Origin of the sequence: Roseofilum sp. SBFL, assembly GCF_017746885.1 — a bacterium.
Taxonomy (GTDB): Bacteria; Cyanobacteriota; Cyanobacteriia; order Cyanobacteriales; family Desertifilaceae; genus Roseofilum.
Map to the genome: position 1 here is coordinate 16406 of NZ_JAGHZH010000131.1, position 25762 is coordinate 42167.

Annotated in this window: 8 protein-coding genes; 4 read left to right on the forward strand and 4 right to left on the reverse strand. The window is 44.5% G+C overall.

Annotated elements, in window-relative coordinates; genetic code table 11:
- Positions 1-69 precede the first annotated feature (69 nt).
- The 4 genes from gltB to J7545_RS14075 all read left to right on the forward strand — a co-directional run bounded on the left by gltB (position 70) and on the right by J7545_RS14075 (position 9568).
- The gene (gene gltB / locus J7545_RS14060) at positions 70-4704 is read left to right on the forward strand and encodes a glutamate synthase large subunit (protein ID WP_318702047.1); all 4635 of its coding nucleotides are present in this window, start codon (positions 70-72) and stop codon (positions 4702-4704) included.
- Between the two features lie 99 nt (positions 4705-4803).
- Positions 4804-6288: a glutamate synthase small subunit gene (gltD, locus tag J7545_RS14065; protein ID WP_318719720.1), complete on the forward strand. Its 1485-nt coding sequence runs from the start codon at positions 4804-4806 to the stop codon at positions 6286-6288.
- Positions 6289-6736: 448 nt separating this feature from the next.
- Positions 6737-7885 carry a linear amide C-N hydrolase gene (locus tag J7545_RS14070; RefSeq protein ID WP_318719721.1) on the forward strand — a complete coding sequence of 383 codons (1149 nt, stop codon included), beginning with the start codon at positions 6737-6739 and terminating at the stop codon, positions 7883-7885.
- A 369-nt stretch (positions 7886-8254) separates the two neighbouring features.
- Entirely contained in the window at positions 8255-9568 is a 1314-nt protein-coding gene (locus tag J7545_RS14075; protein WP_318719722.1) for a phthiocerol/phthiodiolone dimycocerosyl transferase family protein, read from the forward strand.
- Positions 9569-9915: 347 nt separating this feature from the next.
- On the opposite strand, the gene J7545_RS14080 is transcribed toward J7545_RS14075, so the two are convergent.
- The 4 genes from J7545_RS14080 to J7545_RS14095 all read right to left on the reverse strand — a co-directional run.
- Positions 9916-10392, reverse strand: coding sequence for a lipocalin-like domain-containing protein (locus J7545_RS14080; RefSeq protein WP_318719723.1), 477 nt, complete (start codon positions 10390-10392; stop codon positions 9916-9918).
- A gap of 69 nt (positions 10393-10461) precedes the next feature.
- Entirely contained in the window at positions 10462-18171 is a 7710-nt protein-coding gene (locus J7545_RS14085) for a polyketide synthase (RefSeq protein WP_318719724.1), read from the reverse strand.
- Between the two features lie 49 nt (positions 18172-18220).
- A complete protein-coding gene (locus J7545_RS14090; RefSeq protein ID WP_318719725.1) occupies positions 18221-25024 on the reverse strand; it encodes a type I polyketide synthase in 6804 nt (2267 codons plus the stop codon).
- A 5-nt stretch (positions 25025-25029) separates the two neighbouring features.
- Positions 25030-25762: beta-ketoacyl reductase (locus J7545_RS14095; protein WP_318719726.1), on the reverse strand; the 733-nt coding region annotated here is incomplete at its 5' end.

Consider the following 25762-nt stretch of genomic DNA (forward strand, 5'->3'; position numbering starts at 1 on the left):
CCCTATTTTCTGCACCCAATTCCCTCCTTCAAAGGACATTGAGGATTGAAAAGCAACTATATCAAGACCATGAACAGAACCACATCACCCCAAAAACAGGGTCTATACGATCCCCAATTTGAACATGATGCCTGCGGAGTTGGCTTTATTGTACACATGAAGGGGGAGAAATCTCACTCAATTGTTGAGCAAGCTCTCACTATCCTGGTTAACCTTGAACATCGTGGTGCAGTCGGTGCAGAACCCAACACTGGAGATGGAGCGGGTATCCTACTGCAAATGCCCCATAAATTTATGGCAAAAGTTGCCCAAGAGCAAGGCATAAACTTACCGGAGGCAGGGCAATATGCGGTAGGCATGATTTTTTCATCTCCTGATCGCGAAGCCAGAAGCAAAGGACGAGAAATTTTTGAGCAGATTGTCGCTGAAGAAGGGCAAAAAGTCATCGGCTGGCGGGATGTGCCCACCGATAACAGCAGTTTAGGGGCAACCGCTCAAGCGAGCGAACCCTTCATGCAGCAAGTGTTTATTGCCCGAAATCCAGATATAGTTGAAGATCTCGCCTTCGAGCGCAAACTCTACGTGATCCGCAAGCGCTCCCATACAGCTATTCGGACTCCAGGAATCGATCGCTATTGGTATCCCAGCAGTATTTCTTGCCGTACCTTAGTGTACAAAGGCATGTTAATGCCCCCCCAGGTAAAAGCCTACTTCCGGGACTTAAGCGATCCAGACTTAGAAAGCGCCCTCGGCTTAGTCCATTCCCGGTTCAGCACCAACACCTTCCCCAGTTGGGAGCGATCGCACCCCTATCGCTACGTCGCCCATAACGGCGAAATCAACACCCTGCGCGGTAACATTAACTGGATGCACGCTCGCCAATCCCTATTTGGCTCATCCTCCCAAGAATTTGGCTCCGATCTAGACCGCATTCAACCGATTATCAACATCGACGGTAGTGACTCCGGGATCTTCGACAATACCCTAGAACTGATGACCTTGGCTGGGCGAAGCCTTCCCCATGCGGTAATGATGATGATCCCCGAACCCTGGGCGGCTCATGAGTCCATGAGTGATGAGCGCAAAGCCTTCTACGAATATCACGCTTCCTTAATGGAACCCTGGGATGGTCCTGCATCCATCGCCTTTACTGATGGCACCATGATGGGAGCGGTCTTAGACCGGAATGGTCTGCGTCCTTCTCGCTACTACGTCACCAAAGACGACCTAGTCATCATGGCCTCAGAAGCTGGCGTTCTACCGGTTGAACCAGAGAACGTAGCCAAAAAAGGTCGCTTAGAACCCGGTCGTATGTTCCTCGTGAATATGGACGAAGGACGCATTGTGGCGGATGAAGAAATTAAACATCAAATCGCCAGCGAGCATCCTTATCGAGAATGGCTGGATCGATACCAAGTCAAACTCTCCGATCTGCCAGAAGGGTCTGTAGGGACGGGTTCACTAGGCTCTCCCCTGGAAAACCCAAAGATGGGTGAACCCGCCCCTACACCCTTAGTTCAGAGACAACGGGCGTTTGGCTATACTTTTGAAGAATTACGGATGCTAATCGCCCCCATGGCCCAAAATGGGGTAGAAGCAGTGGGAGCGATGGGAACTGATACCCCCCTGGCGGTACTCTCCAACCGGCCAAAATTGCTCTATGAGTATTTCAAGCAACTGTTTGCCCAAGTTACGAATCCCCCCATTGACTCGATTCGGGAAGCGATTATTACCTCGCCAATCACGACCATTGGTTCAGAACGTAACCTACTCAAGCCTGAACCGGAAAGCTGTCACCTGATCCAGTTGCCAACCCCGATTTTGAGTAATGCGCAGTTGGCGAAACTGAAGCAGCTCAGTGAAGGTAAAACCGGGGGTTTTCGTTCCCTAACGCTGCCAATTCTCTTTGACCCCAAAACTGGGGTAGAAGGACTAGAGGGCACATTAGAAGGTATATTTGCCAAGGTAGATGGGGCGATCGCCGAGGGGATTAACCTAATTATCCTCTCTGACCGAGATCTCGATGGCGATCGCGCCCCCATTCCGGCTCTGTTGGCTGTTTCGGGACTTCATCACCATCTGATCCGCGCCGGAACCCGTACCCGTGTGGGCATTATCCTGGAATCTGGAGAACCCCGCGAAGTCCATCACTTTGCCGTTCTGATTGGCTATGGGTGTGGGGCGATTAATCCCTATTTGGCCTTTGAAACCATCGGCTCGATGATCGAGCAGAACAATATACCACCGATGGATTATGAAAAAGCCTGCAAGAACTACATTAAGGCGGTCACAAAAGGGGTCATTAAGATTGGTTCCAAAATTGGGATTTCTACGATTCAGAGCTATCGTGGAGCGCAGATTTTTGAGAGTATTGGCTTAAGTTCTGAGGTGATTAACAAGTATTTCACTTGGACAGCGTCGCGCTTGGAAGGGATTGGCGTGGAGGCGATCGCTCAGGAGGCGATCGCCCGTCACCATCAAGGGTTCTTCAGCGAAATCCCCACTTTAGACGCGGGGGGCGAATATCAATGGCGCAAAGATGGAGAAGCTCACCTTTTGTCTCCGGAAACGATTCATCTGTTGCAGCGGGCAACTCGAGAAGGGGACTACGAGCTGTACAAACAATACAGCGCCAAAATGAATCAACAGGGGAAAGAGTTCTTCCGGTTGCGGGATCTGCTGGAGTTCAAGTCCCGCGATCCAATTCCCCTAGAAGAGGTCGAATCGGTTGAAGCTATTATGAAACGCTTTAAAACCGGAGCGATGAGCTATGGATCGATTTCCAAGGAAACCCATGAGAGTTTGGCGATCGCCATGAACCGGATTGGAGGTAAATCCAATACCGGGGAAGGCGGTGAAGATCCGGAGCGCTATACCTGGACAAACGAGCGCGGAGACTCGAAAAATAGCGCCATTAAACAGGTGGCTTCCGGGCGCTTTGGGGTGACAAGTTTGTACCTCAGCCAAGCCAAGGAAATCCAAATCAAAATGGCTCAGGGGGCAAAACCTGGAGAAGGGGGACAATTGCCTGGACGGAAGGTATATCCTTGGATTGCCAAAGTGCGCCATTCAACCCCTGGCGTAGGTTTGATTTCTCCTCCTCCCCACCACGATATTTACTCCATTGAAGACTTAGCCGAGTTAATTCACGACTTGAAAAATGCGAATCGCCAAGCGCGGATTAACGTCAAACTGGTTTCAGAAGTGGGCGTAGGGACGATCGCCGCTGGAGTTGCCAAAGCTCACGCCGATGTGGTTCTCATCTCTGGGTTTGACGGGGGAACAGGAGCAAGTCCGCAGACCTCGATTAAACATGCAGGTCTACCTTGGGAATTGGGTGTCGCAGAAACTCACCAAACTTTGGTGCTGAATAATCTGCGATCGCGCATCGTTGTGGAAACCGACGGACAAATGAAAACCGGTCGCGATTTGGCGATCGCCGCCCTCCTCGGTGCGGAAGAATATGGCTTCTCCACAATGCCCCTCGTTAGCCTGGGCTGTATCATGATGCGGGTCTGTCATAAAAACACCTGTCCCGTCGGTATTGCCACTCAAAACCCCGAACTGCGCAGCAAGTTTAATGGCGACCCCCAATACACCGTTAACTTCATGACCTTTATCGCCCAGGAATTGAGGGAAATCATGGCAGAGCTAGGTTTCCGCACCGTCAACGAAATGATCGGGCGCACGGATGTTCTAGAGCCAAGGAAAGCGGTCGAGCATTGGAAAGCCAAAGGTATTGACCTCTCCAAAGTTCTCTATCAACCCGAAGTCGGCGAAGACGTGGGGCGCTATTGCCAGATTCCCCAAGACCATGGATTAGAGAAATCCCTCGATATGACGGTACTGCTCGATCTGTGCAAAGAGGCGATCGAAAATGGCACCCCCATTCGCAAAACCCTACCGATCCAAAATACCAACCGCGTCGTCGGTACAATCCTAGGCAACGAAATCATTAAACGCCATTGGGACGGACTCCCCGAAGACACCATTCATCTCCACTTCCAAGGCAGCGCCGGTCAAAGTTTTGGGGCATTTGTACCCAAAGGAGTCACCCTAGAATTAGAAGGGGATGCCAATGACTACTTTGGCAAAGGCTTAAGCGGCGGTAAGGTGATTCTTTATCCCCATAAATCCTCCACCTTTGTCCCGGCTGATAATATTGTCGTTGGAAATGTGGCCTTCTACGGTGCAACCAGCGGCGAAGCCTATATTCGCGGCATGGCGGGCGAGCGGTTCTGCGTCCGCAACTCTGGCGTGCAAGCCGTCGTTGAAGCTGTAGGAGACCATGCCTGTGAATACATGACTGGCGGTAAAGTTGTCATTCTGGGCAAAACCGGACGCAACTTTGCTGCTGGAATGAGTGGCGGTGTTGCTTATGTTTTAGATGAAGCTGGTGACTTCTCCAGCCGTTGTAACCGGGAAATGGTGGATCTCGAGAACCTAGAAGATCCAGAAGAGATCCGCGAGATTCATGAAATGATTACCAAACATGGCCAATATACGGAAAGCAAACGGGCTGAGTTGGTGCTGGCATCTTGGGAGTCCATGAGCCGGAAGTTTGTGAAGGTGATGCCTCGCGACTACAAGCGGGTTCTCCAGCATATTCAGAATGCTTTAGCCAATGGCTTAAGCGGTGATGATGCCCTGTCAGCCGCATTTGAAGAGAATGCCCGCGACATTGCTCGCATCGGCGGAAGTTAGGGAGATGGGGAGATAGGGGGATAGGGAGATGTCCAAATTACTCCCCACTCCCCCACTCCTATTGAAGCGTTTTTTGTATTTAGAGTAGAGAGAGGGATTATGGGAAAAGCAACGGGTTTTATGGAGTACCTCCGTGAGGTAGCGCAAGAGGTATCGCCCCAGAAACGTATAGAAAATTGGGATGAATTTCATCTGCATATGGAGGACGATCGCCTGCAAACCCAAGGCGCTCGCTGTATGGATTGTGGTACGCCCTTTTGTCATACGGGATTAGAAATTAGCCGCATGGCAAGCGGTTGTCCGATTAATAACTTGATTCCAGAATGGAACGATCTGGTCTATCGGGGATTATGGCAAGAAGCCCTCGATCGCCTGCACAAGACGAATAATTTCCCGGAATTCACCGGCCGGGTTTGCCCCGCACCTTGTGAAGGGGCATGTGTTTTGGGCATTACCAACCCTCCAGTAACGATTAAGAATATTGAATATTCCATCGCTGAAAAAGGCTGGGATGAAGGCTGGATCGCTCCCACTCTGCCCCCACAACGAACGGGGAAAAAAGTGGCTGTTGTCGGTTCCGGACCGGCTGGTTTAGCCGCAGCATCCCAACTCAACCATGCTGGTCATTGGGTAACGGTCTACGAACGGGAAGATCGGCCAGGGGGATTGTTAATGTATGGTATCCCCAATATGAAGTTGGATAAAAAAGAGGTAGTGTTGCGCCGCTTGGATGTGTTGCAAGCGGAAGGGGTGACATTTGTTTGCAATACGGAAATTGGTAAGGATCTGCCGGTAGAAAACCTGCTCAATGACTTTGATGCGGTGGTGTTGTGTACGGGAGCGACGAAACCGCGCAATTTAGAAATTGAAGGGCGGGATCTCAAGGGCATTCATTTTGCCATGGAGTTTTTAACTGGCAATACCCGCACGGTACTCGACGGAAATCCCACAGAGGATTATATTTCTGCAGCCGGTAAGGATGTGATTATTATCGGTGGGGGCGATACCGGGACAGACTGTGTGGGGACTTCGATGCGCCATGGCTGCAAGAGTGTCACCCAGTTAGAAATTATGCCCAAACCGCCAGAGAGCCGAGCTGCCAATAATCCCTGGCCGGAGTGGCCGAAAATTTACCGCATGGACTACGGTCAAGAAGAGGCAGCAGCGGTGTTTGGAGACGATCCGCGCGTTTATACCACCACGGCGACCCGATTTGAGGGGGATGAGCAAGGCCAGGTGAAGACCGTGCATACGGTGCAGGTGGAATGGACGAAAAATGAGCAAGGGCGCTTTATTCCCCAACCCATCGAAGGCACAGAGAAGGTTGTACCCGCACAACTGGTGCTGTTAGCCATGGGATTTTTGGGGCCGGAACAACCCCTATTAGATGCTCTCGGTTTGGAACGGGACGGCCGCAGCAATGTGAAAGCCGATCATGGTGATTTTGTCACCAGTATCCCCGGTGTTTTTGCTGCGGGTGATTGTCGTCGCGGTCAAAGTTTGGTGGTTTGGGCGATCAATGAAGGTCGCGGTGCGGCGCGGGAGTGCGATCGCTACCTAATGGGAGCGACTAATTTACCTTAAGTTCTGTTCTCCACAAGCCAATTTCTGTAGGAGTCAACATCCGTTGACTCCTACAGAAATTCACCCCTACTTCTGTCACTTTCCGAGAGTTAAGATAGAATAATCTCAGTCAGTTTTCCCAAGTTCTTATTTATAGAGGGGATTTAATAAATTGATAAACACTGTCAATCAATTTCCATCGTTTTATCCTTCCTTCTGGGAATTAGCACGGGAGGTGAGAGAACAGGCAGAAATTAATATAAAAAGCAACGATATATAACGATATATTCTGTTAAGTGTTGATGCTTTAGTAGACAGAGTTTTGTCCTGTCTGGTTGATGTTAGTAGATAAATAGGGATTTTAACGGATCGTCAAACTCGTCGAATCTGGAACTATACTCAATAGATTGCGACCCCCCTAAAGGTATGATATTCTCCAAGAGAAAAATCTTATCATCAGAATCACTTAATGATGAAGAAGCATATTTTTATCTTCAAGAAGGTAGCAACGATATTTGTTGTGCTGATTACTATCTTGTCCATGGCAATAGTTCCACCGGCTCAGGCTTGTAGCCGGTTAGTCTACCAAGGTAGTTCAAACGGACCAATTACTGCACGTAGTATGGATTGGTTTCAAGACCCTGATGCTAAACTCTGGTTCTTTCCAAAAGGCATGAAGCGTGATGGTGGAGCGGGTACAAACTCCATCACATGGACTTCAAAATATGCCAGCATCATTACCTCAAGCTATGACATTGCCACCGTTGACGGTATTAACGAGAAGGGTTTGGTTGCCAATCTCCTCTTTTTGGAAGCGACGGACTACGGTGATATTGAACCTACTGAGAAAACCTTATCTCTTGGAGGTTGGGGTCAATATGTCCTTGATAATTATGCAACTGTTGAAGAAGCAGTCCAAGGACTAGAAAGCAAACCCTTCCAACTAGCCACAGCTACTTTTGATCAGCTTGTGTCGGCGGGGCTTATCTCCCCCTTACCACTGCCGCTTCAAGCAGCTCTAGGAGGACTGGAGTTTGCACTTCACCTGTCGCTCTCAGATCCAAGTGGGGATTCAGCAATCTTTGAATACATTGATGGCGAACTAACAATCCATCATGATAAGGAATACAATGTGCTGACCAATGACCCGATCTTCGACCAACAGCTTGCCCTAAGTACCTATTGGGATCAGGTGGGAGCTGGATCATTTCTGCCAGGCACTAACAATCCCTCAGACCGGTTCGTTCGGGCTAGCTATTACTTGCATAAAATGAATGAGCAGTTGATAACTAAAGTGAAGAAAGATCGGCGCAATGAGTTAGCCGCAGCGCTTGGCATCATTCGCAACGTCTCCGATCCACTTGGCTTGGCTAGTTTCAGCCTTGGTACTACCCAATGGCGAACTGTTGCGGATCAAAATAACATCAACCCCGCCTACTTTTTTGAATACACTAAGAGTCCGAATCTTTTCTGGGTGGTGATGAATAACCTAAACCTTGAAGAGGGTGCAGAGGTGATGTCCCTTGAAGATCTTACTGCTCTGAGCTTAGTAGGTGAGGTGTCCCAACAATTCCAGAAAACAGACCCCTTTTCCTGGGATATCTCCTCCACCTTGTAGGAGAAGCAGAAGAAAATGTCTATTTTATTAGTCAGACAGTCCTTTATCGGCTTTGGTCAATGACTAATAACTTTTGTGAGACACCATTAGGGAGTAAAAATTAATACTCAATATCGAAAATAGTTGTGGAATTAATTGCTCTAAATACTTCCTAAATTTAGACGGACAGGACTTACACAAAATCATCCTACTCAGTGGGGGCAATATCTATTCGCCCCTGCTGCCAAAATTGGTATATTAGATCTCTTGCATAAGTGGATAGAAAATCAATAGCAATAAAGTAATCCTGTATTCTTATCCTTATTCTCTATCCTCTGACTTCTGCAAGAAGTCTATTCAAAGTAGATTCTAACTCCAGAGGAGAGATTTATGATTGATAACAGAAAACTCTGTGGAGCTGAACAAGTGATGGAAATACTAAATCGCTTGACTAGCTCATCCAATATAGTGGTTATCGGGCGAATTTTAGGTCCCCTAAGTGCAGAAATTGTTGAAAAGGCACTCGCTCTTGTCCAAACTCATCACTCTCGGCTTAATTCTCGGATCGTTGGTGACATCGATAATCTCCGTTTTGAAACGGGGGCTAAAAATATTCCTTTGCGAGTTGTCGATCAGCAGCACGAGGAACAATGGCAAGAAACTGTTCTTGAAGAACTCAACACCAAAATTGAGAGTAGTGAAGTTCTCTTGCGAGCTGTACTTGTGCAAGGGCATAAGCAAAGCGAAAACACGACCAGCCATCTGATTATTACAATAAACCATGCTATCTCTGATGGCTTATCGAGTATCGAGTTATATTCAGAAATCTTGACCTACTGCTCGAAAATTGCTTCTGATGAACCTGTCGAGCCAGCGCCCAGCTTACCATCACTTCCCTCTATAGATGAGTTATTTCCCCCATCAGCAAAAGGTGTCAGAGGTAATATCAACAGTGTGTTGTTTCTGTTGCGACTTCTGTTCAAAAGGATTTGGCACCGACCAAAAGGCTTAAGTTTTGAAAAGGCTGTACCTGTTGAGTTACGCCGTACTGGCAATGTTTATAGACAGTTAGATGCTGAGGTTACCGAGGAGCTGATTCTACGTTGTCGCCAAGAAAAGACAACAGTAAATGCTGCTTTGTCTGCGGCGTTGATATTCGCTGCAGCAAGAAAGATCGGAGCAGGGCAGAAAAAGTCTATGTCCTGTTTGTCTTCTGCCGATCTACGCAGACATTTGAAGCCTGCGATCGGCAATGAAAAACTAGGTCAACTAGGTAGCGCCATAACGTCATTTCACACTTTCAGTGCAAATACCTCCTTCTGGGAATTAGCACGGGAAGTGAGAGAGCAGCAGGAATCTGCCTTAAAGCGTAATGAGAGCTTTTATCAAGCATTGATGTTTAGGACGATAGTTGATTCAGCGCTCACCAGCCTAGATATCCCCCCTTATACAGCAGTTAATATTACCAATGTTGGTCGAGTCAATATTCCCAAAGTTTATGGTCAATTTGAACTCTCAGAAATTAGCTTTTCTGTAGCACAGGCCACATTTGGAGGGATTTTTATCGGTGCTGTTACAACTTTTGAGGGCAAAATGTTTTTGCATTTCCCCTTTTCTGAGCCTATAACTAGCCAGGAGACAATAGAGACTTTAGCAGATAGTGTTCTGTCCTGTCTAGTTGATGTTAGCAATCGAAAAATATAGCATAGCCGATTCGATTAACAGTGAGATATAGTGGAGGTGCGAACGTGAGTTTGCGCTTCCATTATGCCATTTGTTCTTGTCTTATTCTTATTTGGATCGACTATAAACCGCTTCTGTCACTCTTGGCAATTCTGAGGAATTGCCAAGAGTGACAGCCTGCGATCACTAAGGCAAGAATCAGGGTTTCACTCCCCTTTTTAGGAAAGTGACAGAAAAGGGATAAGTCATTGCGAATGGAGTGGAGCGGAGCTAAGTAATCTCAGCTATCTTCCTAAGCTTAGTGACTGTTTGCCTTCCGTTTCAATGACTGACTACTATTTCAACAGACTTGATATCACACAATGAGGCTAGGTGACACGTTTAAGAGTGGCGCGAATACCACTTTCCCTTGTTAATACAAACGTATTTTCCGAAATCTCAACCGTCTGTTTTATGTCTGCACCAATTACATCTGGAATTATATGAACTTCAAGATGGTGAATAACTTGATTATCTATAATTTCATATTTACCAATATAGGCAGCATAATTTTGCCCTGCCTGAAAATATCGAAAAAACGCTTTGATATACTTAAATACACCTGTCGTCCAGTTGATTTTGGCACCATACCCCAGATTAAAGATTTCTGCTACAGGTAATCCAAGTTTCAAGCGATCGCTCTTTGCAAGTGAGGCTGCCATATACCCCTCCTGAGTATACATGAGGTAGCCTATGGGATTTTTTCCATAGGGATAACTGATTTTCTGTTCCTTGTCTACAAGTTTTACCTCAACAAATTTCCACGTTCCGATAAGAGCATCTTTTAAGACCATACTATCTGTCATAATTTTTGTTCCTTAATTACTTTTTTTAGAGGACTCATATCATGTCCCTCTATCTAATCTAATAGTTACTTATATCATATCATAAGATGAGTTGATGAAGCCACTTTTGTTCAAATATGAAAGCATTGTTTCTATGTATGCCTTGTCTATACTGCTAAAAGTAATTTCACTGCCGAGCAACCCATTCTGAGTATCGCGATCGTCAATAGTAACGCCTGAAAGTATACCCGCCTCTTTTTCTGTTAATTTTTCCACTCCAGACTGCACACCAAAAAAGTAAGGATAGAGCGGATTATCAGGATGATTTGATAAAGCCATCTCCCAATCAGTTGATGAAACTTTTTTCACGGAGGGAACCAAAGAGCAAATTAAATCAAATATATGATTCCAAGATGTGGATTTAGGATTGACTATATTAAATGTTTTGCCCAAGGAGGTCTCTTGCTGAGACAAGTAAACAATTGCTTGACTTGTTTCATTTATAGGAACCCAGTTCTCTCCTAACTTACTTCCTAAAATGGGCACCATTCCTAATTCAATACAACCCATAACATAGCGACAAATTCTATCATCAATCCTGCTAGCACCAGTATTAGCATCTGATGTTATTGTTGCTAACCGATATATAGACGTAGGAATCCCTATCTCCCTCCCTGTGGCTACTAATTTTTCCGCTACCCATTTACTTTGGGAGTAACCAGTTGTCAGATTATTAACTTCCTCACTTTCATTATTACTAGATGACAATAACGTTACATAACTAGATAGAAAATGAACGGGTTTTACATGAATTTGACTAGCTAATCTCAAAACTTCTTGAGTTCCTAAAACATTAGTTGGTTTGAGTATAGTGTAAGGATAAAGATGATTAGTCCAAGCTCCACTATGATAAATAATATCAATCTGGTTGGCAAGAAACTTGAATTCTTCCGTTGATAATGCGAAAAACTTGCTAGATAAATCTCCTACTACAGGGATAACTCTGGAGCTAAATTTCTCTTCATCCCAGAGCCAATAAGATTCCAGTTTATCTTTGAGTTTCTGTTTAGCTAAATCCCGATCATTAGCCCGAATTAGGCAATATATATTTGCTGAAGTTTTTTGCAATAACTCATCAAGCAAATAAGCTCCAATAAAACCGGTTGCTCCGGTCAAGAAAATATTCTGAGGTTCAATAATATTTCGGGCTACTGTAGTATTAACAATAATGGTCGGGTCTAAGGTTGCTTCTGCATTAAAATCAATTTCTTCAGTAGGCAATTCATGACTGGATTTATCTGAGCTATTTGTAACAGAAAATTCCAGAGGAATTACATTGGCTAAATGCTCTACTAATGCCTCAACAGTCGGATAGTCAAATAACAATTTAGAACTCAAATTTGTCTGTAAACTTGACTCCAATCTGTTTTTCAATTCCACTGTCATCAGGGAATCTAATCCTAAGTCAAATAAAGGTTGACGAATTCCTATTTGTTGCGGATCTTTCCAGCCCAATGTTTTTGCGATCAAAGAGCGGATCTGATTCGCCAATAATTCCTGACGTTCTGAAACGGGTACTGATTCGAGTTGTTCCCTAAATGCTGAATTTTGGGTTAATGATGGCTCACTTGAAATCAAATTCTCTAGGAATGATATCTTTCGCCCACCAGGGAGCTGCTTGACAAATTTTGACCAATTAATCGGCCACACTATAACTTGACTTGAAGAGCTGGAGAGCAATGAACCTAATGCCTGCATTCCCCGTTCTGGTTCTATAGCAATTACCCCACTACTATCGAGCCGCTTTTGATTGAGACTATCTAAACGAGCTGCCATTCCTACCGATCCCCAAGCTCCCCAGTTGATACTTAACCCTGGTAATCCCAGACCCCGACGATAGTGAGCTAATCCATCCATAAAAGAATTGGCCGCAGCATAATTTCCCTGCCCTGGTCCTCCCAAAATCGAAGCTACAGAGGAAAAACAGACAAAGAAATCTAAGGGTAAGTCTTTAGTGAATTGATGTAAATTCCAAGTTCCTTGAACCTTGGGTGCCATCACTTTGGTAAAGCGTTCCCAACTCATCTGTTGTAGTACGCCATCATCCAATACTCCAGCGGCATGAATCACTCCTTTGAGTGGGGGGAATGATGTTGATATTGCCTCTAAAGTGTTGGCGACATCTTCTTGACGGGAAATATCCCCTAATAAGATATCCACAGAAGCTCCATCTGTTTGTAAGTTGCCTATGATTTGTTGTGCAGTTTCACTGGGAGCGCGACGGCTGCTCAAGACAAGATGCTTGGCTCCTTGTTTTACCAACCATTGGGCTACTTCCAATCCTAATGCTCCTAATCCTCCTGTAATCAAATAACTTGCTTCTGGTTGGATGGACTTTGGCTCGATAGAAACTTGTGGCATCTGCACGACTATCTTGCCGATGTTCTTAGCTTGTTGCATATACCGGAAGGCTTCTGTAATTTGTGTACTGGCAAATACCTTGTGAGGTAGGGCAACAAGTTCTCCTTTGCTCGATCTGTGGATTACTTCTTCTGACAACTGAGTGACTACCTTGGGTTGTTGTCGGAATACTTCGCCTAAATCAAAGGGGAAATAGCTGATATCTGGTCGTTTTTCTTTGACTTGCTGCTGCTCCCAAATCCCAATTTTTCCGATTTCCACAAATCTTCCTTGAGGGGCTAATATTTCCAAATTCTTGGGAATGTACTCTCCGTTGAGGCTATTGAGGACTATATCTACTCCCCCTCCTCCAGTAAGCTCCATAACTTGGTCCGCAAAATCTAGGGTGCGGGAGTTCATAATATGTTTGATGCCTAGGGACTTGAGAAACTCCCATTTGGGCGGACTAGCTGTGGCGAAAATTTCGGCTCCTGCCCGTTGAGCTATTTGTACTGCGGCTTGCCCTACTCCTCCGGCTGCCGCATGAATTAATACTCGCTCTCCAGGTTGAATTTTGGCTAACTTCTCCAATGCGTAGTAAGCCGTAGAAAATGTTACTGGTAAGGTGGCTGCTTCGCTGAAACTCATTTGTTTGGGCTTGGGGATGAGATATTCAGCTAGGGTAATGGTGAAGCTGCTGAAGCCATCGTGAACCATATTTGTGATGACTTCGTCTCCTACTTGCCATTGTGAGACTTCTGCTCCGACAGCAGAGATTGTTCCTGTACATTCCAAGCCAAAGGTGAGTTGTTTGGAACTGGTAATGCCCAGATGTTCGGCATAGTAATCTTGGAGTAATCCCAGGGCATTAAGCACATCTCGGAAGTTTAGTCCTACTGCCGCTACCTCAATTTCTACTTCGTTGGCTTCAGGAAGACGACGCTGCATTGGCTGCCAACTGAGGTTGTCTATCACTCCGTATTCTGCCAGTTTTAATTGCACCGGTTGCCCTGGCGAATTTATTGATTGTTGCTGTGGTTTTTGTTCGAGTCTGGCGACATAGCGACTTCCTTGACGTATTGCTATTTGCTCTTCTACATCTTCTGATAATAGTTCATGGACTAGGGAGTCTAAGTTTTCATGAATACTTGCTTCTGGGTCACAGTCGAACCGTTTACACCTTAACTCTAAGTGTTCTTGGGCAATTACTCCTCCTAGTCCCCATAAACTTCCATACTCAGGGTTAATGACTTCGGAGTCTGTTTTGACACTCTGGGTTCCTTGAGTTACTAACCATAGCTGTGGTATGGTTTCGTCTTTGCTCTTGAGGATTGCTTGCACCAAATGCAGTGCTGCGGCACAGCTATTTTCTTGGATTTTCTCTAATTCTAAGTTATCTTTGTTTGCTGATGGCTGCACTCCCCACAAATGCACAATGCCTGTAATCCCTGGATTTTCCTCTAGCAGTTGCTGAAATTGCTCTTCGCTGGTGGGATTGATTTGATAGTGTTGTAGACTTAGCTGCTTATAGGTCTGTCCTGGTGATACTCTGATGGACTCATGACCTTTGTGTTGGAGTGTTTCTAGTAGTTGAGTCTCTTCTGTCAAGACTAACCATTTGCTGCTTGCTGTTGATGGGTTTGTTGAGGATAGGGCTTGGGCTTGCCAGTTGATTTGATAATACCAATGGCTGATATCTGGTTGCAGACTTTTGAGGAGGGTATCGGTTGTTGTAACCATTATCCTTAATCCCTCCAGCTCGGCTACCACAGTTCCCTGGTTATCTACGAGGAAAATATCGGCTGTTAAGCTGTTTTCTGGTATTTCGGCGATCGCCCATGCTTGACTTATTGCCTGACGATACAGCTTCAATTTCTCTACCCCTACTGGTAGATAGGTTTTATCGCCTGTTTCTATTTTGCCCAGAGCATGACCCGTGATTTGTATCGCTACATCTAATAAGGCTGGATGTATCTGATAGTCTGTTACCTCTCCTATTAACTCCTCCGGTAAGGCTATTTCTGCGAGGGCTTTACCTTCACCTTTCCACAACTGTTTGAGTCCTTGGAAACTTCTCCCGTGCTTTAAACCGGTTGAGCCACAGAGTTGATAATGTTCTTGAACTTCTATGGCTTGACTACAGTCTCTTTTGTATTGTTCGAGGTCAATTTTAGCTGGACTTTTAGCAATGGGCTGGGGATATATTGTTCCTTCACTGTGCAATTTCCATTGTCGCACCTGTTGATTCCCAGTTTCTGATGCGCTAAATATTTCAAACTTGTAACTATTATTGTCTAAAAGACTGACGACTGTCTGTACCTTCTTAAGTTCTGTTTCTGGTAGGATCAACCCTTGCGCGATCGCCACATCAGAAACGACGACTTGTTCTTGGGAGCTGAAGAGATTTTTTCCCACTGCTATTGCCATTTCTAGATAGCCTGTACCCGGAAATAGAGACCGATCAAAGACTTGGTGGTGATTCAAGTAGTCTGGAGATTGAGCGCCTAGGTAGGATTGAAAACGATGTTGATCTTCTATTCCTGCTAGTTCTAGCTTTTCTCCTAGTAATGGGTGCAAATATTGTGTTGTCGATAAACGCAGGCTTGGCTGGTATTTATTATTGCTTTCTATCCAGTATTTTTCTCTTTGGAATGGATAGGTCGGCAAAACTACTTTCTCCCGGTTATAGTTTTGGTCAAATCCTAACCAATCTACTTTGGCTCCCTGTACATACAACTTTCCTAAACTTGAAAGCATCTGTTGCCATTCATCCACTCCTGGACGCAATGATGGTAGCCACACACCTACCTCTTCGGGTAAACATTGTCTTCCCATTCCCAACAAAATTGGTTTGGGGCCAATTTCTAGGAAAGTTGTACAGCCTTGTTGGTTTAACTCCTTCATTCCTCGATCAAACCTTACGGGTTGGCGCACGTGACTTACCCAATATTGTGCTGAGGCAATCGCGTTGTCTGCCTTGGTTCCTGTAAGGTTAGATATTACTGGTATCGTGGGTTGATGGTAGGTCAGTTGATTGGCGATCGCTTCAAATTCTGCCAACATTGGTTCCATCAATGATGAATGGAAGGCATGGGAGACTTGCAGTTGTTTGGTTTTGATTCCGGCTGATTCTAGGCTGCTGACAATGGCTTTGATGGCCATAGAGTCACCCGAAATAACGATACTTTCTGGTCCGTTGATAGCTGCTATCGATAGTTCTGGATGGGCAGCGATCGCCGCTTTCACCACCGACTCTGATGCCATTACTGAAACCATCTCCCCGCCAGTTGGTAATTTTTGCATCAACCTTCCCCGGGCAGCAATTAATTTCAAACCATCCTCTAAACTAAATACTCCCGCTACCGTTGCGGCTACATATTCACCCACACTATGACCCATGACGACATCCGGTTTAATTCCCCAGGATTGCCACAGTTGATACAAAGCGTATTCTATAGCAAACAAAGCCGGCTGGGTATAGGCGGTTTGGTCTAGTCGGAATGCATTCGACTCATCTATATTTTCTGGATAGAGAAGGTCTCGTAATGAAGTGTCCTGGAAGTTTTCGACACAACTCAGAATGTCTTCACATTGGTGAATTGCTTCACGAAAAGGGAGGGCTGTTTGATACAACTGCCTTCCCATATTCACATATTGAGAACCTTGTCCTGTGAAAAGGAAGGCGACTTGGGGGATCGTGGTATTATTAATCAGTTCTCCCGAGTAAATTCCGGGGACTTCTTCTCCATCTTTGTACTGTCGGAATTTCTCCACTAATTCTGATTGGTTATGTGCCAGGACTGCTAGTCTGTGGTGGAAGTGGGCCCGTCCTATATTAGCGGTATAGCAGATATCAGCCACCTCTAATTCCGGATAAATAGTTATATGATTTTGATAATTATTGACTAAATCACTAAGAGCAGTTTTAGTTTTGGCGGAGAGAGTTAATAGATGAGCTTCCCGTTCTAAATCATCTTCACTGTTGCCAGTTACCTGTTGCCTATTATCTTCTCTTGGTGCTTCTTCTAAGATTATATGAGTATTCGTCCCGCTAAAACCAAAGGCACTTACTCCTGCTATACGAGTTTTTCCATTGGTTTCCCAAGGGGTGAGTTGAGTTGAAACTTTTACGGGTAATTGAGACCAATTAATATAAGGATTAGGTTGATTAAAATGTAGAGATGGTGCGATTTGTTGATGTTGCAGTTGCAGGACTAATTTCATCAAGCCTGCAACTCCTGCTGCTCCTTCAGTATGACCAATATTCGTTTTAGCTGAACCCAGGATTAAAGGGTGCTCTTGAGAGTGGGTTTTGCCAAATACCGCTCCTAAAGCTTCCACTTCCATAGGATCTCCTAAAGAAGTTCCTGTACCATGAGCTTCAATATAACTAACCTCTGCTGGGTCTACTCCTCCATTGGCCAAAGCTTGACGGATAACAGCAACTTGAGATGGACCATTAGGTACTGTCAAGCCACTACTCGGTCCGTCTTGATTCATAGCAGTTCCACGAATTACTGCCAGAATATTATCCCGATTGGCCACTGCATCACTGAGGCGCTTTAATACAACAATCCCACATCCATCTCCACGCACATAACCATTGGCTGAAGCATCAAAGGTCTTGCACCGACCATCCACCGATAGCATACGCCCCTGAGACAGGGCGATGCTAACCTCTGGAGATAGTAATAGATTCACCCCTCCTGCTAGAGCTAGATTGCATTCTTGATTCCTTAAACTCGAACAAGCTAAATGGATACTGACTAATGAAGAGGAACAGGCAGTGTCTACGACTAAGTTAGGCCCAACTAGCCCCAGAATATAGGAAATTCGCCCTGATGCTGTACTGTGAGAATTGCCCGAACTTATGTAAGCATCAATTTGTTCTAGACCATGACTCAATATGCGGTGGCTATAATCACTGCTACAAAGACCAACAAATACACCGGTTTGACTCCCTTTAAGTTGTTGCGGATTCTCTCCTGAATACTCTAGAGCTTCCCAACTGACTTCTAAGAGTAATCTATGTTGAGGGTCTAGATGGATAGTTTCTTTAGGAGAAATACCAAAGAAGTTGGCATCAAATTCTTGTACTCGATCGATAAACCCTCCATGACAAGTAGACATTTTGCCAGGAGCGTCTGGATCTGGGTCGTAATAATCATCAAGATGCCATCGGTCTTTTGGGACTTCCGCGATCGCATCTACTCCATTTTGTAAAATATCCCAGAAGGCTTCTGGAGTAGATGCACCTCCAGGGAACCGACAACTCATGCCAATAATGGCTATTGGCTCTGTAGCGGCTGCTCTAATTTCTTGTATTTTTGCAGTTGCTTGTTTAAGTTTTAGCAGTAGACGCTGCTCATTTGAGAGCTTTTGGGATGCGTTAAGTTCCATCTTTATTTCTCCTAATACTATTAATTAAAAGTAAGCAACTTTATCTGATTTACTGTAAAAGTTGATCGAGTTCACCAATCGCTTCCTCAACCGCCATATCAATTTCATCTTCAGAAAGATGATTAATTTCAGCCAGCATATTTTCTGAAGTTTCTAGCTCCAAGTGATTCTGATTTTTGTCTAATGGGGTTTCAGATTGCGATCCTGCCTCATCTAATGGTAAAATTATTGTCTCTTCCAGATGGTCGGTTAGTGCCTGAAGATTCGGATAATCAAAAGCTAGAGAAGACGGCAGTGAACACTCTAAACTGGTCTGCAACTTATTCCTTAATTCAACAGAAGTCAAAGAATCCATACCTAAATCAAAAAATCCAGTCTCTAATGAAATAGATTCAGGATGATTGATCCCTAACACTAGAGCAAATTGACGGTGCACATGAGCGACTAATAACGAGCGACGTTCGTTAGGTGCGGTTGCCTTCAACTTTAACAGAAACTCTGACTGAGATACTTCAGAAGTTGTTGGGTTGGTTTCCTGCCAATCTGCCAAAAAAGGCCATTGGGCTACTCTTTCCTGCCAAGCTGACCACTGAATCGGTAGAACTCCTACTTCTATCTCTGAACCACTCATCAGTAGCTCTAGTGACTCTAGTACCTGAGTGGGAGATATCACACCCATTCCCTGCTTCTGTAGATTGACTTCCAAACCGGGTTCTTCCACCTCTTCCACTTGAGCAAAAGAACCCCAATGAATGCTTAATCCTGGTAATCCCATCGCACGGCGATAATGGGCTAAACCATCAAGAAATCCACTGGCTACAGCCTGATTTCCTTGACCTGGTGAACCCAACAACGATGCAACGGAAGAAAACAATATAAAAAAGTCCAACTGTTGGTTTTGAGTCAATTGATGCAAATGCCAAGCACCTTTGACTTTGGATGCCATCACTTGCTTAAAGCTGGATTCACTCTGGTGTTGTAGAACGTCATCCGACAACAGTTCAGCCGAATGAATTACTCCTGTTAGTGGTCTGTTTGACTGCTCAATTTTGTGCAGCACTCTGCTCATTGATTCGACATCAGACACATCAGCTTTCTCCAGTACTACAGAAACTCCAGCCCTTTCTAACTCCGTTATTTTTTGACGGTTAGCATCATCTAGTGAACCGCATCCCAGCAACACCAAATGCTTTGCTCCTTTCTCTACCATCCAACGAGCCACCAATAAACCTACATCTCCTATACCTTCTGTAATCAAATAGGTAGCATTCTGATGGAAACATAAAGGCTTTTGAATAGTAGCATCAGTTTGCTGACGACGACTAGCCACCAATCGAGGCGCATAACGCTCACCTGCGCGCCATGCTACCTGGTCTTCCGTGTCCTCCGACCAGATTTCCTGGAATAGTGCCTCAGCTTGAGTTTCTATTGTCTGCTGTGGGTCTAAATCTATGCACACACACTTTAGATCGGGATATTCTAAGCGAATCACTTTTCCCATACCCCACAGTGAAGATTGGGCTACTCCTGGTATGACTGGATTATTGGACGGTACGGGTTGAGAACCATTGGTCACTAACCATAACCGGGGCGATCGAGATAATTTGACTTTGACTAAGGCTTGTACCAAAGATAAGGTCGTGCCACACCCTAGCTTCGATAAATTTTCTAATTCCTCAGCACTCAGATTTTTACCTACCCCGGTTTCCGTTGTCCAACATTGTACGACTCCCGATAACGATGGTGATTTGGCCGCAACAGCTTCTATCAGTTGCTCAAATTCTTCTGGATTATGAGGATTAATAATAAATTCTTCCGGGGCAAGCTGTCGGTAATGCTCTCCTGCAAATACTAACGTACAAACCTCTCCTGCTTCGTGGAGTTGACTAGCCACCTGTTGAGCAATTCCTTTTTGATCTGCTAATATCAACCAGCCCTTCGGTGTCAATGATGTTGACTCTAAGGGGATTGGAGCTGCTTGAGCAACAATCACCCCTTGTTGAGCAAATACTTCTGCCATATTCTCAACTTCTGGTAGCGTCACAACTTGAGTAAAACCGGTTTCACTCAAAACCTTTTTCCACTGCTGGCGACTCAATAGAGGGTAGTCGGATCGCAAGTCATAATCAGTGAACTTCCACCATCCTTCTAATAGTCCAAAGATTAAATCCGAAAATCGAGATCGTGTTGTTGTTTCATACAAGACCAACATTCCCCCTGGTGCTAACAGTTGTCGCACATGGGATAAGGTCTGCTTCATATTGGTGGTAGCATGAAGGACATTAGCCGCAATAATGACATCATACTGATGAGGTGTAAATCCTTGGCTGGTTGGGTCTACCTCAATATCTAAAGTTTGATAGCTGATGAATCGATAATCCTTGAATTGCTCTTGAGCTTTAGTGGTGAATAAAGCCCCAATATCCGTGAATATATATTCCGTTTGGTTAGGATTGAGATGGGGCAAAATATAACTTGTAGTCCCTCCTGTTCCCGCTCCGATTTCCAACAACCGTATACCTCGGCTCGGTGGTAACTTCTCAATGGCTTGAGTGATATTTTTTTGCACTATCGTATTCATCACCTTCGTTACTTGTGACTCTTGATAGAATTGGGTTGCTGTGGTCAAATCCCCTTGAGGGAACACCAGTTCTACCGGATCTATTGCTCCTCGTAGTGCGATCGCTAGTTGAGATGCACAACGGTCTAATAGAGTTAATCCAGCTACTTCTTCTGGATATTGATTCAGTAAACTTTGGCTTTTTTGGGTCGGGTCAACTCTCTCTAAGGTTTGTTGTACCTCCCACTGTTGTTGATTCGGCTGGAGTATTCCTACTTCTGCTAGGATTTGTAGCAAACGCTCGAATAATCGTCGCTGACTCGGAACTATACCTAAACGTTGGACTGCTGCCTCTAAGTTGAAGCTCTCTGTTGGTTTATATGACCAACCCATTGATAGCAAGGCTTGCACGATATAATCTACACTTAATGCTTCTACCTTCCTTTGTATTTCTGAGGTAGAAGCATTATCTATCTGGGTGACTAATTCTTGTAGGTTGGGAGTTAATTTTTGGGAAACTTCTACAGGAGCAAGCAAAAAGTCAGGAGGTAACAACCGGCCTAAAAGACCTTTAGTTCTCCATTCTACTTCATACAACCAATTGGTGATTGATTCTCCTTCTGTGCCTAGTAAAGTCTGTTTATTGGCCACTTTTACTTGTAAGCCTTTGACTGTGGCAATTATTTCCCCTTCTGGACTCAGTAGTGTCACTTGAGTGGTCATATTTTCTTGACCTTCTACTCCAGTCGCGATCGCTGATGCGTATGCCCAAAGAGAAAGCCCTGGACGACTATAGACCTTGAACTGCTCTACCCCTACCGTCAGATAAGTTTTATCGCTCTCTACTTCTGGCCATATATGACCGATTAACTGCAAAGCTGCATCTAATAATGCGGGATGGAAGTGATAATCTATTGTTTCTGCTATTAATTCTTCAGGTAACTTAATCTGAGCCAATGCTTTGTTTTCACCCGACCATAACTCGCAGATACCTTGGAAACTGCTGCCATAATCAAGCCCAAATTGCCGAGATTGTTGATAATGTTCTTTGACTTCTATGGGTTGACGACACTCTGCTTTATATTTTTCTAGATCGACTTGGCTTGGAGTTATATTAGTTTGGGCAGTTCGGACTTTTCCTGTCGCATGGAGCGTCCACTTCTGTTCCTCTGTTTTTTGTTGTGGTTGAGAAAATATTTGAAATTGATAGCTTTGGTTGTCTAATGCAGTGAGTATGGTTTGGGCATTAATTAATTCTCCTTCTGGTAGCGTCCAGCCCTTACTGATGGTTAGATCTTCGATTACTATATGAGGTGTTTTAAATTTCTGATTTCCTGCTGCACTTGCCATCTCCAAGTAGCCTGTTGTAGGAAAAACGACTTGGTTGAAGATGCGGTGGTGGCTCAGATAATTGGGTGATTTTTCTCCTATTTGTGAGGCAAATATATGTTGTTCGCTTGCACAATTTAGCTTCTGACCTAATAGTGGATGGAAGTTTGGGTCTGTTGAAAATTCTTGTTTAGGCCAGAAGTTGACGTTAGGGTTGGTTTCTATCCAACATCTTTCTCGTTGAAATGGATATGTAGGTAAGGATACTTTCTGACGACTATAGTCTGAGTCAAATCCTGACCAATCTATTTTTACTCCTTTGACATACAATTGTCCTAGACTCGATAGCATTTGTTGCCATTCATCTAGTCCTGGACGCAATGAGGGCAACCATTCTCCTACCTCTTCTGTTACACATTTCCTTCCCATGCCTAACAATATCGGTTTAGGCCCGATTTCCAGAAACGTTTCATATCCTTGCTCTTCTAGCGTTTTCATACTCTGGGCAAACCTTACGGGTTGACGCACATGAGCTACCCAATACTGAGCCGTGCATATTTCTGTCCCTACTTCAGTACCCGTTACGTTTGATATCAGTGGTATTTTGGGTGGGTTATAGCTGATTTCTTTGGCTACTGCTTCAAATTCTGTTAACATCGGTTCCATCAATGGAGAATGGAAAGCATGGGAGACTTGTAGTTGCTTGGTCTTGATTCCCGCTCCTTCAAAGACACTACAAATCTTAGCTATCGCTGCACTCTCACCTGAGATGACTGTACTTTCTGGCCCATTAATTGCTGCTATAGTTACTTGGGAAGTATATTCTTTTATCGCTTCTGTTACCTGAGATTCTGATGCCATTACGGATACCATCTGACCACCAGAGGGTAACTGTTGCATTAGTTTCCCTCTGGTGGCTATTAGTTTGAGACCGTCTTCTAGGCTTAAGGCTCCTGCTACTGTTGCAGCTACATATTCTCCTACACTGTGACCCATAACTACATCAGGTTGGACTCCCCAGGATTCCCATAGTTTAAAGAGGGCGTATTCTATGGCAAATAGGGCGGGTTGGGTATAAGCGGTTTGGTCTAATAGATGAGAACTTGACTTTTGTGCATCTTGAGGATAGATAACTTCTAATAGAGGTACTTCTAGATAAGGTTGTAAAATTCGAGCGCATTCCTCTAAAGCTTCACGGAAAGTCGGTGCTTGTTCGTATAGTTGCCTTCCCATATTCACATACTGGGAACCTTGGCCTGTGAATAGGAATGCTATTTTGGGTTCTTCACTATTGGGTTGTCCTGAAAATACCCCTACTAATTGTTTCTGAGTTTTCCACCCCAGCAGCTTCTCTGTTAATTCTGTCAGCTCAGAAGCAAGAACCCCTAATCGATAATTAAAATGCGCTCTGCCTGTAGAGGCGGTATAACAGACCTCTGCTAGTACTAGCTTAGGATTAGTTTCTAGGTGATTTTGATAGCTACTGACCAGCTCATCTAGAGCCTTTTCTGTTTTAGCTGAGAGAGTTAATAGATGAATTGGACGTTCAATAACATTTTGAGTTTTGATTTGAGAAAGTGCTTCTTCTATAATTACATGAGCATTCGTTCCACCCATGCCAAAGGAACTCACTCCTGCTATTCTGGGTTTTCCCTCATCAGACCACAACATTAACGAAGTCGGAATTTTTATGGGTAATTTATCCCAATCTACATGGGGATTCGGTTCTTTTAAATGCAAATGAGGCGGAATTTCCTGATGCTGAAGGGCTAAAATCACCTTCATCAAGGATGAGACACCGGCTGCTGCTTCCAAATGCCCAATATTCGTCTTGACTGACCCCACAATCAGAGGGTCATCTGCTGGACGATTTTTGCCGTATACTTCTGCCAGAGCTTCTATCTCAATGGGGTCTCCTAAAGATGTTCCTGTCCCGTGAGCCTCCAAATAGCTAATTTGATGAGCTTCTAATTTTGCATTGCTCAAAGCTTGTTGAATGACCTGTTTCTGAGCCATTTTATTAGGAACGGTCATCCCACTACTTGGCCCATCGTGATTAACAGCAGAACCTCGAATAAGGGCTAAGATGGAGTCTCCATCAGAAATAGCATCGGACAAACGTTTTAAAACTAGGACCCCACATCCTTCTCCTTGACCATAACCATTAGCAGCAGCATCAAAAGTTTTGCAACGACCATCTGGAGATAGGGCTTTCAGTTGGCAACGACCAATGGTACTGATGGGTGATAATATTAAATTGACTCCACCGACTAAGGCTAAGTTGGATTCTCCTAAACGTAAGTTCTGACAAGCCAGATGGGTCGCAACTAAAGAACTTGAACAAGCTGTATCGACCTGTATATTAGCCCCCTGCAAACCCAAGAGATGAGAAATACGACCTACACCAACACTTCTATTATTGCCAACACTTGTATTATTGCCAATTTGATTTTGGTTCATTAGACTTACAGCAGAATAGTCATCTGTAGAGATTCCCATGAACACACTGGTCTGGCTATTCTTAAGGTTCTCCCATATTTGTCCAGCATTTTCTAATGCTTCCCACGTTACTTCTAAGAGTAGTCTATATTGAGGATCTAAAATAACTGCCTCTTTAGGAGCAATGCCAAAAAATAAAGGGTCAAATTGGTCGACTTGCTCAATAAAACCACCTTCCTTAGTATAGGCTTTCCCTGAAACTTCGGGGTCGGAATCATAATAAGCATTCACATTCCAACGCTCAGGAGGAACGGGTGTAATGGCATCTATACCATTATGCAATATGTTCAAGTATGTTGATGGGTCGTTAGCTCCTCCAGGAAATCGACAGGCCATCCCAACAATTGCGATCGGTTCCGTTTGGGCTTTGTTTACGGCATCTAGCCTACTCCGCATTTCTTGGAGAGCTTTTAGGACTTGTTTAGATGAGAACTTTTGTTCAGTTGTTTGAGGATTTTTGTTCATTTTAATTAGTTCCCTTCATCTAGAATAGTGAAAATCTCTTTTAACTCTTGTGCTATTGTGTCCTCAATTTCAATTTCTGATTGAGTTTCTTGAGATTCAACTATGTTTAGAGGCTGTATCTTTTTCTTCTCATTGCTCTCTGTTTTTGTGTTTTGCCGATCTGGGAACAGCTCATTGATTAGGTATTTAGCCAAGTTTTGAATATTGGAAGCCTCAAATAATGTAGCCGCACTAATTGAACTTCCCAGACTATGACTCAAAATACTTCTCAGTTCAACTGCCATCAGTGAATCCATACCCATATCAAAGAATCCTGATTGTGTATTGGGAAGTTGGGATGGAGAAAATCTTAGTAATTCACCAATTTTAATTTGAAGGTAATCAACCATCCGCTGATAGCGTTTCTTTTCTGGAACTAATGCTAGTTCTCCTAAAAATTCCGCGCTCGTGTTTTTGACCTCTGTTGCTTCTGAATCTAGGGAGATTTGGGTCAAAAATGATCCTTTTCCTCCTAGCTCATAGAGTTGCTTAAATAAATCCCAATTGATATCTGCTACTACCGTTTGAGCGCTAGGGCTAGCTAATACCTTCTCCAAAGCCGCGATCGCTTTTTCTGGCTCTAGAGCTCTTACCCCCGTTTGCTTTAACCACTCCATCGCTTCTTCTGTTGCCATTCCACCTCCTGACCAAGGCCCCCAATTTATGCTATACGTTGCTAATCCCATCGATTGCCGATAA

Coding starts and splice junctions, on each gene's coding strand:
- gltB (WP_318702047.1), top strand. CDS start 70: ATGAACAGAACCACATCACCCCAAAAACAGGGTCTATACGATCCCCAA.
- gltD (WP_318719720.1), top strand. CDS start 4,804: ATGGGAAAAGCAACGGGTTTTATGGAGTACCTCCGTGAGGTAGCGCAA.
- J7545_RS14070 (WP_318719721.1), top strand. CDS start 6,737: ATGATGAAGAAGCATATTTTTATCTTCAAGAAGGTAGCAACGATATTT.
- J7545_RS14075 (WP_318719722.1), top strand. CDS start 8,255: ATGATTGATAACAGAAAACTCTGTGGAGCTGAACAAGTGATGGAAATA.
- J7545_RS14080 (WP_318719723.1), bottom strand. CDS start 10,392: ATGACAGATAGTATGGTCTTAAAAGATGCTCTTATCGGAACGTGGAAA.
- J7545_RS14085 (WP_318719724.1), bottom strand. CDS start 18,171: ATGGAACTTAACGCATCCCAAAAGCTCTCAAATGAGCAGCGTCTACTG.
- J7545_RS14090 (WP_318719725.1), bottom strand. CDS start 25,024: ATGAACAAAAATCCTCAAACAACTGAACAAAAGTTCTCATCTAAACAA.